A 13,308-nucleotide genomic window follows, 5' to 3' on the forward strand; every position below is an offset into this window, starting at 1 on the left:
CCTGCCGCTCGGCCGGCCTGTCTGCGGCGTGAGGCCTGCGGCTTGCGGTCGCCGCGTCGTTCGTCCACCCGGTCACCGCCGCCCGGTGCGCACCGGGCGGCGGGTGTTCACCGGACACCACACAGGTGCCGGCTCGGGGATGGCAGCGCGCGGAGCGACACCTTCCGGATGGCATGTTCGCGGCCGGAAAATCCCAGGTCAAAGCCCTGTACGGCACACGGACCGGGGTCTAGCATTCCGGACACGGCGACCCCACCGCAGTCGGGCCGCCGAGCAGAGCAGCCGCGCCTTCCGTCGGCGCGGCTGGCCTCCCCCACGGCCGGGGCTCGCGGACCACCCCCCTACTCCGCGAGCCCCCGGCCGTCTCCGCCCGTGCGGCCGGATCGGCCCCGAACCACCTTCGGGGGACGGTCTTGCGGCACAGTACGGCGCGGCACCGGCAGGGCACGGGTGCCGTCGGGAACGGTCGGCCTGCGCGGGATGGCAGACTGCGGGCCATGAGTGATGATCAGTCCAGCCGTCCGGCCCGACTCCCGCTGACCCAGCCGTTCTCCCACCGTGACGCTGCGGTCGACCAGCCGTACGGCGAGCGCCTGGTGCCGGTTCAGCACCTGGACTCGCCCTTCGCCACCCCGGCCGTCGACGACGTGCAGACCGCGAGCGTCGGGCCGCAGGGCCGCCGCACCCCGGAACCCGAGACCCTCGACGCCCGGACGACCGCCTGATCCCGCCACGCCCGCCGCCCCGGCGCCGGACCGGTCCGGTATCCGGTCCGGCTGCCGGAGCGGGGCGGCGACGAGGTGTCGGCTGGGTGTCGGCGGTCGGCGCTACGGTCCCCTGCCATGGACGCTGCCGATCTCGACCACCAGGCCCGGACACGGTCCGACTGCATCCCGCCGGAGCTGGTCGCGCGGCTGCTCGAACGCGGCCACGCCGCCGTGGTGGAGCAGCAGGCCGGGCGCGGGGAGTGGTTCTGCGCCCGGGAGTGGGCGCGGCTGTCGGGTGAGCGGGGCCGGCAGGCCGAGGCACTTGACGTGCTGGCGCCGTACCTGGCGACCGGCTGGTGGACGGCCACCGTGGCCGCGGCCGAGCTGCTGGAGGGCTGGGGCCGCGCCGAGGAGGCGATCGAGCTGACCCGCGCCCGGATGGCGACCGGGCACCCGACGGCCCTGGAGACCTACACGCGCCTGCTCGCCAGGAACGGCCGCGCCCCGGAGGCGTTCGCCCTGCTGGTGCCCCACGTCGACGACCCGGAGCTCGCCGCCGCCCTGGTCGACGTCGCCGGCGCCGCAGGCCGGGACGAGGAGGCGGCGGCGCTGCTCGTCGCCCGGCTCCGGGCCGGCCGCCGCTGCTCCGACTTCCCGTGGTGCTGCCGCGGCTTCCACCCCGACACCGCGCTCGGCCTGCTCGCGACGATCCGCGAGCGGCAGGGCCGGACCGACCAGGCGATCGCCCTCCTCCGCCGCCGGGAGAGCCCGCTCCACGAGGACGGCCGGCTCGCCGACCTGCTGGCCCGGCACGGCCGGATCGAGGAACTGCGCGCCCACGCGGCAGTCGACGGACACGACCGTGCCGCCCGGCGGTTGGCGGAACTGCTGGAGGAACGCGGCGACGTGGCGGGCGCGATCGCGGTGTACGGCCGGGCCGACGGACCCGCGGCCCGGCACCCGGGCCCGGCTTTCGACCTCGCGTTGCTCCTGGCCCGGCACGGCCAGGGCGGCGAGGCGATCGCCGTGCTGCGCACCCGGGCCGACGCCCACCCCGGCGACGAATGTGCCCTGCACGCCCTGTCCGACCTGTGCCTCCGGCACGGCCGCCCCGAGGACGGCCTGGCGCACCTCGACGCCCTCGCCACCGCCCGCGGGGGCGAGGAGGAGTGGGACCTGCACCGGATACGGCTGCCGCTGCTCGCCGCCCGCGACGGCGTCGACGAAGCGGTCGCGCGGGCCCGTACCCACCCCGAGGGCGACACCCCGTACGCGGCACGGGACATCGCCGAGCTGCTCGCAGGCGCCGGACGCGTCGAGGAGGCCGTCGCCGCCCTCGCCCCGCACGCCGCCGAGAACCGGCATGACCTGGCCGGTCACCTCGTCGACCTCGGCCGCGTCGAGGAGGCGCTGGCCCTCGTGCAGCACACCAGGCCCCGACCGCCGGTCGTACCGACCATCCACCTGTGGTCGGACGAGCCGCGGTTCCGACGCTCCGCTCGGTTGGGGGCCGACCAGCGGCTATAGGGTGGGCGCGAACCCGGGGGAGAGATGGGTGGGTGTGCCGATGCGCATCGTCAACGTGGAGCCGCCGGCCTGGTTGTGGGACACGCCGGGCCGGTCGCTCGCCCGGGCCCTGGCAGTGCCACGCATCAACTTCGGCGATCTCCTCCGCCGTCACCTCCGCGAGGGCACCGAGCTGGGCCGCCGGGCCGCCGAGACCATGGAGTCCGGCGGCCTGCCCCCGGACGAACTCATGACCGCCGTCGTCCGCGACCACCTGCGCCGGGAGGCCCCTGCCGCCTTCCTCCTCGACCACCACCCGCTCAACGCCGCGGGCCTGCTGCGGTGGCTGCCGGTCCGGGGGAGGACGGACGGTCTGACGGCGGCGGGGTTCGCAGGCGTGCGCGGGGGTTCGAAGGCTGCGCTGGTGGTGGCCGTCGTCGAACCGCACCTCGCGGGGGTGACTCGACACCGACCGGCAGGGCCGCCTGCGGCGGGTGGTGCACGCCCACCCCGGGCGGGAGGCGACACCCCTGCACCGGGCCGCGCGGACAGCGCTCGGCCGGGACCTGTCCCGGGCCGACGCCGCGACCACTCCGCCCGTGCGGCGGGCCCGCGAGGAGATCCGCGCCGACCTGGTCCGGCGCGGCCTGCGCTGCGGCCCGGCCCGGCTGGCGATGTCGAGCCTGCTGGCCGCGGCCACCAGCGTCACGGCTGTGCTCGCCGCCACGCCGGTGGCCCGGTGGGTGGGCCTGCCCGTGGCCGCGCTCTCGCTGGTGCTGCTCTGCGCGCCGGCCCGCACCCTGGCCGGGCACCGGCTGCTGCGCGAGCTGCGCGGCCGGCACCCCCTGCCCCGGGCGGCGTCGTCCGGTGCCACGGCGTCGGGGGCCGAGGAGGCGGGACTGCTGACCGCGCTGTACGGCCGCCGCGCGCTGCGCCTGCTGCTGCCGGACTTCGCCGCCCGGGCCGCGCTGCTCGGCGGCCGGGTGGCGCGGGAGAGCGTGCCCGCACCGGCGGCGGCCCGTACGAGGGATCCGGCGCCGCCACGGCCTACAGCGGCGACCTCTGACGTCCCGGCGACGTCCGTCCCCGCCCCGTCTGGGGTGGCGGCGTCAGCGGGGGGCCGGTGCGGGGGCGAAAGGCCCGTCCAGGGCGGCCCATTGCAGGAGCAGGATGGTCTTGCCATCCGTGATGCGTCCGTCGCGGGTCATGGCGAGGGCGTCGGTGAAGGGCAGTTCGAGCACCTGGATGTCCTCGCCGTCCGCTTCGAGCCCGCCGCCGGTTCCGGTGCGGTCGGCCGGGGTGTAGGGGGCGGCGTAGAAGTGCAGGCGTTCGGTGACGGAGCCGGGGCTCATGTAGGCGTCGAGGACGTGGGTGAGCGGGCCGAGGGTGACGCCGAGTTCCTCGGCGGCCTCGCGCCGGATGGCGGCGGGCGGGTCGTCGCCGTCGAGCAGTCCGGCCGCGGCCTCGACGAGCATGCCGTCCGGGTGGTCGTTGACGTAGGCCGGGTAGCGGAACTGGCGGGTGAGCAGCACGAGGCCGCGGTCGGTGTCGTGGGGGAGGACGACGGCGCCGTTGCCGCGGTCGTAGGTTTCGCGCTGCTGGGTGGTCCAGTGCCCGTCGCGGCGCCGGTAGTCGAAGGTGGTGCGGCGCAGGACGTGCCAGCCCTGGGAGGTGAGTTCCACCTCGCGGACCTTGACGTCGGGGTTGCGGTCCAGGCCCCGGCCGGCCTCTTCGAGGCCGGTGCGGCCGCGGTGGTCGGGGGTGTCGACGCCGGGTCGGGTGTTCACGCGCTCTCCTGCGGGGTGCGGCGGGGGATCTCGTTGGTGTCGTGGTAGACCGGCAAGCCGCGGCGGCGGGCGGTGGCGACGTCCTGGTCGGCTCCGGTGGAGGCGCCGGGGAGCCGGAGGACGGCGTCGCAGTGGGCGAGCAGGCGGTCGGCGGTCGGGTAGAGGACCTGTTCGGCGAGGGGGTCGGTGGGGCCCGCGCCGGCCGAGCGCAGGACGGGCAGGGCGATCCACTCCCCGATCACGGGGACGTGGCCGGCGGCGAACACCGGCCAGGCCGCGGCTTCGAGGCGGGCGAGGTTGGCGGCCATGGCCTGCGGGTCGCCGCCGGTTCCGGAGCGGTAGGGGCCGGCGATGAGGATGAGCATGGGCTTGTCGGTCATGGCGCGCTACGATACACGCAGAAACGTGCAAGAACAGGAGAAAATACGGATGCTGGCTGCCGAGAGGCGTGACCACCTGCTGGGCCTGCTCACCCGAGAAGGCAAGATCGTCGCCAAACAGGTCGCCGCCGACCTCGGGATCTCCGAGGACAGCGTGCGCCGCGACCTGCGCGACCTGGCCGCCGAAGGACTGTGCCAGCGCGTCTACGGCGGCGCCCTGCCCGTCTCCCCGGCCATCGCGGACTACGCCGCCCGCCAGACCGTCACCCCGGACGGCAAGCAGCGGGTCGCCGCCGTCGCCGCCGCGCTCGTACGGCCCGGCAGCGCTCTGATCCTGGACGGCGGCACCACCGCTCTCGCCGTCGCCCGCACCCTCCCGCCCGACCTCGCCTGCACCGTGATCACCCACAGCCCGACGATCGCGGCCGCACTGCTCGACCACCCCCTGGCCGAGGTCTTCCTCCTCGGCGGCCGCCTCTTCAAGCACTCGGCGGTCACCTGCGGGGCCGCCGCGGTCGAGGCCGCCCAGAACGTCTCCGCCGACCTGTGCCTCCTTGGCGTCACCGGCGTCCACCCCGACGCCGGACTGACCACCGGCGACGCCGAGGAGGCCGCGATGAAGCGCGCCCTGGCCGCACGCGCCGCGGACACCTACATCCTCGCCTCGTCCGAGAAGATCGGCACCGCCTCCCGGTTCCGCGTCCTGCCCTGGGAGGGCATCAGCGGACTGATCACCGACGCCGACCCCCACCACCCGGTCCTCGACCGCCTCACCGCGCACGGCGTGGCGATCCTGACGGCCGACTGACGGGTGACGGCTCCCACCGACGGCCCCGGCGTGGACGCCGTGCGTGCCTGCGGACGTCCGCCGGGAGTCCCCCGCCCGCGACTCCCGGGGGCTGGGGCGGGGGCGGCCGTGCGGGGGCCTCCGTACCGCCGGGCGGTCGGTGGGCTTGCGGCGTGGCATGCTGCCCCGCATGATCGACGCTCCCGATTTCGGCTCTTCGGACGGGACCTGGTCGTTCGCCACCGCGCGCGAGCCGGCCGAGTTCCCCGCAGCCCAGGTCATGGGCGTTCCCGGCGTCCAGCACGCCGGAGGCACGGGTTCGACCCTCTGCGGGATCCGCGGCCGCTACCTGCAGCTGTTCCTGCATCTCTTCGAGCCGCAGTCCCTCGCCTCGTGCCGCACGTGCCGGGCGCTCGCCGAAGCCGCGCCGTCCCGGCCGTGCGGGCAGGAACGCCTGCACGACCTGCTCCTCCAGGTGGCCGACGACGGGCCGCTGCGCACCGACCTGCTCACCGCGCTGAGCCGGGGTGCGCGGATCGCCATCTGGATCACCGGCCCCGCGAAGAGCCTCACCCGCTTCCACTCGCGGATCGACCGGATGACCGAGGAGGCCGGCCCGGCCGCCGAGGCGCTCGCGGCGGGGGGCCTCTCCGCCACGCTCGCCCGCGTCGAGGACGCCGACCGGCAGTACCTCGTGGTCCTGCCGCCCGGCGGGCGCGCCCGCATCGCGCGCGGACCGGTGACTGCTGCTTCTTCTGCGGCTTCGCCCGGCCCTCGTGCTCCGGCCTCGCCGGTCGCGCCGGGGGCTGTTCCGCTGTCCGGGCCGTGCGGCGATGACGGACGTCCCGGAGTGCTCGACACGTACTGACGACTTCCTTGTCAGTGGGACCGGCTAGGTTCTCCACCTGACGGCAACGGAGTTGGGGAGACCACGATGAACAATCTCGACCAGCAGGTGCGGACCGCGGTAGCCGACGCTTGGAAGCGAATCGAGGACTGGTTGGCCGAACACGCGCCCGCGAGCCTCGCAGCCCTGGCAGGCCCTGCGACAACCGAGGAGATCGCCGCCGTCGAGCGGGCGTTGGGCTCTGCGTTGCCCGCCGAGTTCGTTGCCTCCCTCGCGATCCACCGCGCGGTCGACCTCAACGGCGCCCTGGTCGACGTCGAGCACCCCGAGCTCTCCGAACTGCCGGGGCTCCGCGACCAGGAGGTGGCGGACTTCATGTGGTCCGTCGACGAGGTGCACGAGCAGATCCGACTCGGCGACTGCTGGCGCAGCGGCTGGATCCCGCTGGGGCGGGAGGGCGACGGTTCGCTGTTCGTCCTCGACCTGGACCCCGCTCCGGCCGGCACGCACGGTCAGGTGCTCTATTCCGACCAGGGCCTCGTTCCCGACACCGTCCGGTACTCGGGCTGGCTGGACGCCATCCGCGCCGCCGCCACCGAGTTGGCGTCCGGGCACTACCACGGGGTGGACGGACTCATCGAGTACCGCGACTGAGGCCGGCCGTGACGGGCAGCTCCGGTCGTGAGGGGCAGCTCCGTCGTGACCGGGAGCTTCGGCAACTTCCGTAGCTCCGGCAGCTTCCGCAGCTCCGGCCTACCTGGCGGACCGGGCGATCCCGCCGTGACGCAGCGACATCGTCCCGCCGTGGAAGGCTCGTTGAACTCGTTCCCCGACGCGTCTCATCCGGCGCCTTCCGGAGTGGCGGCCGGCGCGGACAGCACGTCGAGCTGGTGGACGATCGCCTCGCGCAGGGAGTCGTGCTCCGGCCCCAGCGCGAGCGCAGGATCGCGCCAGTTCTCCACGGGGTACAGCCACACCGGGCGGCCGACGAGATCCGGACGCTCCCACTCGAACCGGGGCCACACGTGCGCGTGCAGGAAGTCGTCGGTGTTGCCGAGGATCTCCAGGTTCACACGCCGGAACTGCGGGTCGAGGCTCCTGCAGGCCCGCTCCACGGCCTCGCCCAGTCGGTCCATGTCCGACAGGAACGTCATCCGTTTGGTCCGCGGAAGATCGGACAGGCGCCGCACACCGGGCTCGTCCACCAGCAGGACCGAATAGCCCGGCAGGAACTGCACGTCGCCGACCACCGCGAAGCCGGCGTCAAGCCGCCGGAGCACAGTGGGGTTCACGCCCTTCAGAGCGCTGCCGATCCTGTCGTCCCGCCAGTCGTCACCCATGACAGTGCACCCTATCCACGCGCGCCGTCGGAGCGGGTCACATACGGCACGTCACCTGCTCCACGCGCGGTGCCCCGCCCGCCGAACCGGGGTTGTCGGTGGCGGTTCGTAGGCTGCCCGCGTGAACATCGACGATCTTTCCCACCAGGCGCGCACCCACGGCGGCGTCTACCCCTGGATGGCGCAAAGCCTCCTCGAAATGGGGCAGTTGGAGCTGCTGATCCGGGCGGCGCAGGAGCGCGGGGACTGGAACTGCGCGGAGGCGGCGGCGCGGGAGTTGTCCGCGGCCGGGGAGTTCGAGCGGGCGCTGGCGCTGATGGACCCGTTCACGGACATCGGCTGGAGGGCCGCCGAGTGGGTCACCGCCGAGATCATGATCCGGCGCGGCGAGGGCGACGAGGCGCTCGCGATGGTGCGCCCGGACGCGACCGAGCTGGGCGACGGCCATGTGTGCGCGCGCTACGCCGAGCTGTCGGCGAAGGCCGGGCGGGTCGACGAAGCCATCGACGTGCTCACGCCCCATCTCGGTGAGTTCTGGCTCCGGTCGCGCCTGGTCGACGTGACCGAGGGGCAGGGTCGCGACGACCGGGTCCTGGAGGTGCTCACACAGGTGGCGGAGCGCATGGAGCGCATGGAGCGCATGGAGCGCGCGGAGCACACGGAGCGCGCGGGGTGCGAGCACTGCGGTCAATCGTGCGGGACGGCCCGCACGGACCGGTGGGACGTGCTGCTCCTGATCTCCCGGGTCCTGGAACGTGCCGGGCGTACGGACGAGGCCGTCGCGGTCCTGCGCGCCGAGACGGCCTCGGGCCGACGTCATCCCGTCAACTTCCCGGAGTACTACGCGGCACTCCTCGCCCGGCAGGGCCTGATCGACGAGCTGGGAGCCCTCGCCGCGGAAGATCACCGCTCCGCCTTCGACGTGTACGCGACGGCGCTGGAGGACGCGGGGCGGGCACCCGAAGCGGAGGCCCTGCTGCGCAAGGGGATCGAGGCCCACGACCACCCGAAGGACCGTGTGGCGCTGATGCACCTCCTCGTCCGTCAGGGAAGGATCGACGAAGCCGTCGAGACCGGCCGGCCCACCTACGCCTACTACGACTGCTGGAACCTCCTCCACTGGGCGCTGGAACTGCTCGTCGACGACGGCCGCCCCGGTCCGGCGCTCGAACTCCTGGAGGGCCTCACCGGCGCGTACGTCGAGGGGCACCCGGACCAGGTCCTGCGCCTGCGGCTCTGGCTGCTGCGCGAGGCGGGCCGCTGCGCGGAGGGGATCGCGGAGGCCACCGCCCTCAACGAGCGGGAGCCCGGCGAGTGGGATACCGCGCTGGCGCGGCTGCTGGAGCGGGACGGCCGCTCGGAGGAGGCACTGGCGCTTCTCCGCTCGTCCACCCACGACTCGGCTCACTTCGACCTGGCGGAGATGCTGATCAGGCAGGGCCGCCCGGCCGAGGCCCTCGCCGCCGTTCCGACGATCGCCGAGGGCCGCGCGGCCGCCGAGCGGCGCGAGCGGGAGGCGGCGGAGCGGCGGGAACAGGAGGACCCCTGGGCCGGGGCGGGCGAGTTCGTCCAGGAGCCGCCGTTCTGACCCTGCGGCGGTAGCGGGGTCCGCCGCCGGTGCGACCACGTCGAGCGGCGTTCGTTCGGGGCCTGCCCCCGGTGCCGCGATTCAGACCACGGACGCCCGCCCGGGATCGACCGGGTCGATTTCCAGATCCTCGAATCGACTCTCCAGCGCTTCCAGCCCGGCCTCCCGTCGGAAGTCCTTCTCCGCCTCGGTGATCGGCAGCAGCCACAGGATCCGGGCGTGGGCGTCGTCGCCCCACGTGCAGATCTCGAAGTCGGGCCCGAACGGATAGGGCAGACTCACCAGGTAGTGGTCACAGTCCGAGTCGTCGAGCCAGGGCCTGCCGATCGGCACGGTGTGTCCGACATCGAGCCGTTGGTGAGCCGGCCCGCAGTGGTAGAAGGCGTTCATCGTGACGCTCTCCAGGTTGAGCCACTCGTCGCGCGGCGCCGCGAGGAAGAACTCGATCCCGTGGCCGTCGTGTTGGGTCGAGTCCCAGCATCCGGACGTCACGTACAGCCACCAGTCGCCGGGATGAGCGGGGTGAACCCTGAACACCCGGAATCCGGGCACGCGTTCCTCGATCGGCCCCTCGACCCCCGGGACCTCGTCGATGACACGGCCGGGGAACGTCGTGCGGAGATGATCGAGCAGAGCGGTGCGAGCAGTGATGTTCGGCATCCGGCCATCATCTCCCCGGCGTCGCCGCTTCGTGCGGGGGGGGGGGGTAGCAACATGCGCTGATGTGCCGCGGACCGACCACGGCCACAGCCACGGGTGGGAACCGCGAAGTCCTGCCTCTGAAAAGGAGTTCGTTGACGGAACACTGCGCCATCGTCAGGGTCACGCGACCTTCGCCGGTCGTCCGCCTCCGGCACAGGGCCTTCTGCCGCGGGGGCGGGCTCGCCTGCGGCGCCCTTCTCGCGGAGGATGACGCCCCACGGGGTGTCGTCGCGACGCAGCGGCAGCCGTGGGAGTACCGGACGCCGTGGGCGCGGCGGTAGGTCGCGGGGTGCCGCTCCGGGTGTCCGGGCTCGGCCCGGGACGACCCGGCGGTAGGGCGGACGTCACCGCACCTCCGACCGCCACGACCACCGTCGGGACCATCGCCGGGACCGCCGTCGGGACCGCCGTCGCGCCGAACCGTCCCGGCCGGACAGGGGCCTAGACTCGGCCGACACCATCCGTCCCTTCGAGCCCGAGACGAGAACGACCCGGATGAACGAGCAGTCGGCCTGCACCGTGGCGGCACTGTCCACCGCCGAATACGCGGACGTCGCCGCCTTGGAGCACGAGATCGGCCTGCGGGTGTCCGCAGGTGACGTCGACTGGGTCGTGGGTGTCGGCGGGGACATCGCCGGGCAGGCCGCAGCGGAGGGAGGTCCTTCCGCGAACCACGAAGCGGTGCTGGGCCATCTGCTCCGGAGCCTGGCCGGTCACGCGGCACCGGAGAGCCTGCGCGCTCTGCTCCAGACCCCTCTGTCGCTCTCCTCGAACGGCCTGCGGCGTCAGCGGACGGAGCGGGCGCTGGCGGCGACGGTCGCCCGCGGCCAGCGCGCCGAGGACATCGAGCAGGTGGTGTACGGCGAGCAGCCGGACGCGGTGCACCCCCGGGAGTTCCGGGCCTGTCTGCTGCAGGAGTTGGTGCTCGCCGGCGTTCCGGTCGAGGACTCTCCCGCTCTCCTCGCCTTCGCTCGCACGCCTGCCTTCCTGGAGCATCCGCTCGCCGGACTGCCGCTGCACCTGCTGCCGGAGGAGCGGGGGCTGATCCGTCCGGAGGACGCGGCACCCGACTGGACCCGGACCGTGGGGCTCCTCGGCCCGACGGGCCGTGACGCCGTCGAACTCCACGCCACGGAAGCGATGCGGGAACGCACCGCGGACGTCGAGATGACCGAGATCAGCGTCCCTGGGACGGCGGAGCTGATGGGCGCGGTCGTCCGGCACTGGTGCACGGACTCGAACGGCCGGATCGCCGCCCAGGACTTCTGGTCACCCGACCCGGTCCGGCCGGAGGACTTCCCGGCCGTGTTCGCGCGGCTGCCGCTGACCGCGTGGGAGGAGGACGAGCCCGGGCTCATCCCGTCCACCCCGGAGGAGGTGTTCCGGACCCTTTTCACCGCGGCCGTACGGATGTCCGCGTACGGTCCGGGCGAGTGCGGCGCCCACGGGAGGCTGGCCGCTTGGCGCTCGCTCGCCGGGCTGACCGGGGCTCCGGCGGACGCCCCGGTCGAGCAGGTCGCCGAGTCGGCCCGGCGGACCCACTGGTTCCGCCCCGCTTCCGGCTCCGCCTGGTTCCACGACATCGCCTGGGACCTGGGCGTGGCGGCGCTGCGGCCGGGCGGCCACGAGATCGCCGTGCTGGCCGCCACCGACACTGACTGACTGACTGACGGCCGGCTGACTGACGGCCGCCCCGACGCCGTTCGCCGCCGCCGGGAACCCCGGGAACTTCCCGGTCCCGGACGGTTCCCGGCGGCGGTCAGGCGGTCAGGCGGTCTGGCGATCAGGCGATCAGCGCACCGGCAGCGTCAGGCCGGCCGGGTCGGCCGTGGTCGAGCCGAAGGTCACCCTGGAGCCGAGCGGAGTCTCCCCGCCGTACAGGGCGTCCCGGGTGCCGAGCACCAGGGCGAGGCGGTGGCCGGCCGGCAGGTCGTAGGCGGTGGCGAAGAGCGGGACGTCCAGGGGGAACGGCTGCCCGGGTGTCCGCCCGGACCAGCTCTGCGGCGCGTGGGAGATCAGCCGGCCGAGGCCGAGCGCGTCCACGTCGTAGAGGTAGGCGACGACCGTGCCTTGCGGGGCGGTCGCGGTGACCGTGGTGTGCACCCGGGCGACGCCGCGCAGCGACAGGCCCTGCGGGTAGGGCTCGGACTGCCGGACGAGGGCGGCCGAGCGGGCCAGCAGGGGGACGGCCACGGTCGGCGGCTGGTGCAGGGTCTGGTCGACGAGCCCGGAGAGCAGGGCGACGCCGCCGCTCGCGCCGGAGGGGATGCCGCCGAGCACGGTGGTCTGCCACCCTGTCGAGGCCGGGCCGCCGGGAGTACCCGCGCCCGGAGTCCCGGTGCCCGGGGCATCGGGGCCGAGGGCGTCGGCGCCGATCGTGAGGTGCTCGGTGCGGGAGCTGACGGACCGCCAGTCGGCGTGGCTCTCGGACGTGCCGGAGGGGCGCACTTCGAGGTGGACCGGCTGCGTGCCAGGGTCCGGGGCCGGGGCAGAGGCTCCCTTGACGTACCGGTCGAGCCACGAACGGGCGCTGTTCCAGGTGGCGTTGTCCAGTCCGAGCAGTCCGCTGAACTCCTGGCTCGCGTGGTCGCCGGGGCGCAGTTCGAGGCTCTTGGGCACGGTCAGCCGCTGGTAGAAGTCGGTGACCTGGCTGGGGTTGAAGAAGCTGTCGCCCCAGGCGTTGGCCATCAGGACGGCGGTGCCGTTCGCGTTGATCCGGTCCAGGTAGCGCGCCGGGGAGCGGGTGTCCGCCCACCTGATGACGTCAGGCAGGTCACGGTCGGCGAAGAGGTCGTCCAGCACGCGCGCGAACTCGGGGCTCTTGCGGCCGGTCGGGGCCTGGATGCCGGCGAGCACGGCCGCGGCCTGCAGGTGCCGGGTCTGCCCGCTGTAGAGCGAGTCGGTGAGGTCGGCCCAGCCGCTGAGCGAGGCGACGGCCTTGATCCGCGGATCGAAGGCGGCTCCGAGCAGGGTCAGACCGCCGCCCAGCGAGAGCCCCACCATGCCGATCCGGGCCGGGTCGGCCGGGGTGTGCGCGAGCGCCCAGTCGATCACCGTGGAGATGTCCGCGACATCCTTGGGCCCGGCGACGTCGACCTGCCCGCCGGATCCCCAGAAGCCCCGCACGGTGTAGGTGACGGCGACGTACCCGTCGGCGGCGAGGGCCCGGCCCTGGGCGACGTACTCCAGGTCGTTCTGGCCCCAGCTGGCCGGCTGCACCAGCAGCGGGTAGCGCCCCTGCGGGTCGGCCCCGGGCGTCCCGGGGGCGGGCGTGAACACGTCGGCCTTGAGGACGACGCCGTCCTTCATCGGGACGTCGGCCAGGCGGAACGACCCGACGCCCGCCGCGTCCGCGGCCTGCGAGTCCGCGACGGCCGGCCGTGCGACGGCAGGTTGTGCGACGGCGGCCCCGCCGAGGGCGAGTGCCGCCGCGAGGACGGCACTTGCCGTCCGGCGTCCACGGCTGGGGGTGGGTCGTTCCATCACGTGCTCCATCTGTGCTCGAACCGCTCGACTGCCGGAGCGTAGCGATCTGACGAAGACTCAGGGGAGATGATGATCAGCCAAATTACTGGCCAGTAACCAACCGGTGGCGGCCGATCGCGCGTCGTCGAGCACCCACCCGCGCCGAACGGCTCTCCAGGCCGGGCGTCCGGACCTTGAG

The 13,308-nt window shown here is 74.1% G+C and carries 13 protein-coding genes; 8 read left to right on the plus strand and 5 right to left on the minus strand.

All coding sequences use genetic code 11. From position 1 onward, the window contains the following. Positions 1 to 497: 497 nt before the first annotated feature. From AB0D10_RS25765 to AB0D10_RS25775, 3 genes are all read left to right on the plus strand, one after another. Complete coding sequence (locus tag AB0D10_RS25765) at positions 498 to 725, plus strand: hypothetical protein (RefSeq protein ID WP_360260547.1); 228 nt, start codon at positions 498 to 500, stop codon at positions 723 to 725. Between the two features lie 117 nt (positions 726 to 842). Continuing rightward, a complete protein-coding gene (locus tag AB0D10_RS25770) occupies positions 843 to 2,234 on the plus strand; it encodes a hypothetical protein (protein WP_360260549.1) in 1,392 nt (463 codons plus the stop codon). A gap of 40 nt (positions 2,235 to 2,274) precedes the next feature. Further along, positions 2,275 to 3,279 (plus strand): nucleoside monophosphate kinase, encoded by a 1,005-nt coding sequence (locus tag AB0D10_RS25775; RefSeq protein ID WP_360260820.1) that lies wholly within the window; start codon positions 2,275 to 2,277, stop codon positions 3,277 to 3,279. A gap of 43 nt (positions 3,280 to 3,322) precedes the next feature. Here AB0D10_RS25775 and AB0D10_RS25780 read toward each other — a convergent pair whose 3' ends face one another. Continuing rightward, positions 3,323 to 4,000, minus strand: coding sequence for an NUDIX domain-containing protein (locus AB0D10_RS25780; protein WP_360260552.1), 678 nt, complete (start codon positions 3,998 to 4,000; stop codon positions 3,323 to 3,325). Next, positions 3,997 to 4,380 (minus strand): DUF4406 domain-containing protein, encoded by a 384-nt coding sequence (locus tag AB0D10_RS25785; RefSeq protein WP_360260555.1) that lies wholly within the window; start codon positions 4,378 to 4,380, stop codon positions 3,997 to 3,999. Before AB0D10_RS25785 ends, AB0D10_RS25780 begins: the two co-directional genes overlap by 4 nt. Positions 4,381 to 4,429: 49 nt before the next feature. On the opposite strand from AB0D10_RS25785, the gene AB0D10_RS25790 reads away from it, so the two are divergent. The 3 genes from AB0D10_RS25790 (at position 4,430) to AB0D10_RS25800 (ending at position 6,668) form a co-directional block, all read left to right on the plus strand. Continuing rightward, positions 4,430 to 5,188, plus strand: a complete 759-nt coding sequence (locus tag AB0D10_RS25790) for a DeoR/GlpR family DNA-binding transcription regulator (protein WP_360260558.1) — start codon at positions 4,430 to 4,432, stop codon at positions 5,186 to 5,188. Positions 5,189 to 5,357: 169 nt separating this feature from the next. After that, positions 5,358 to 6,035, plus strand: a complete 678-nt coding sequence (locus AB0D10_RS25795) for a hypothetical protein (protein WP_360260561.1) — start codon at positions 5,358 to 5,360, stop codon at positions 6,033 to 6,035. Positions 6,036 to 6,101: 66 nt separating this feature from the next. Next, positions 6,102 to 6,668, plus strand: coding sequence for an SMI1/KNR4 family protein (locus tag AB0D10_RS25800; protein WP_360260564.1), 567 nt, complete (start codon positions 6,102 to 6,104; stop codon positions 6,666 to 6,668). Between the two features lie 185 nt (positions 6,669 to 6,853). On the opposite strand, the gene AB0D10_RS25805 is transcribed toward AB0D10_RS25800, so the two are convergent. Then, on the minus strand, positions 6,854 to 7,354 hold the full coding sequence (locus AB0D10_RS25805) for a diadenosine tetraphosphate hydrolase (protein WP_360260566.1): 501 nt from the start codon (positions 7,352 to 7,354) through the stop codon (positions 6,854 to 6,856). Between the two features lie 121 nt (positions 7,355 to 7,475). Between AB0D10_RS25805 and AB0D10_RS25810 the strand changes: the two genes are divergently transcribed. After that, entirely contained in the window at positions 7,476 to 8,942 is a 1,467-nt protein-coding gene (locus AB0D10_RS25810) for a hypothetical protein (RefSeq protein ID WP_360260568.1), read from the plus strand. 81 nt (positions 8,943 to 9,023) lie between these two features. Here the strand turns inward: AB0D10_RS25810 and AB0D10_RS25815 are convergent, their stop codons facing one another. Next, the gene (locus tag AB0D10_RS25815; RefSeq protein WP_360260570.1) at positions 9,024 to 9,602 is read right to left on the minus strand and encodes a suppressor of fused domain protein; all 579 of its coding nucleotides are present in this window, start codon (positions 9,600 to 9,602) and stop codon (positions 9,024 to 9,026) included. 537 nt (positions 9,603 to 10,139) lie between these two features. Between AB0D10_RS25815 and AB0D10_RS25820 the strand changes: the two genes are divergently transcribed. Then, the gene (locus AB0D10_RS25820) at positions 10,140 to 11,306 is read left to right on the plus strand and encodes a DUF6183 family protein (protein ID WP_360260572.1); all 1,167 of its coding nucleotides are present in this window, start codon (positions 10,140 to 10,142) and stop codon (positions 11,304 to 11,306) included. A gap of 129 nt (positions 11,307 to 11,435) precedes the next feature. On the opposite strand, the gene AB0D10_RS25825 is transcribed toward AB0D10_RS25820, so the two are convergent. Next, positions 11,436 to 13,127, minus strand: a complete 1,692-nt coding sequence (locus AB0D10_RS25825; protein ID WP_360260574.1) for a CocE/NonD family hydrolase — start codon at positions 13,125 to 13,127, stop codon at positions 11,436 to 11,438. Between the last annotated feature and the right edge of the window lie 181 nt (positions 13,128 to 13,308).

The sequence above is a fragment of the Kitasatospora sp. NPDC048545 genome (assembly GCF_040651155.1).
Taxonomy (GTDB): Bacteria; Actinomycetota; Actinomycetes; order Streptomycetales; family Streptomycetaceae; genus Kitasatospora.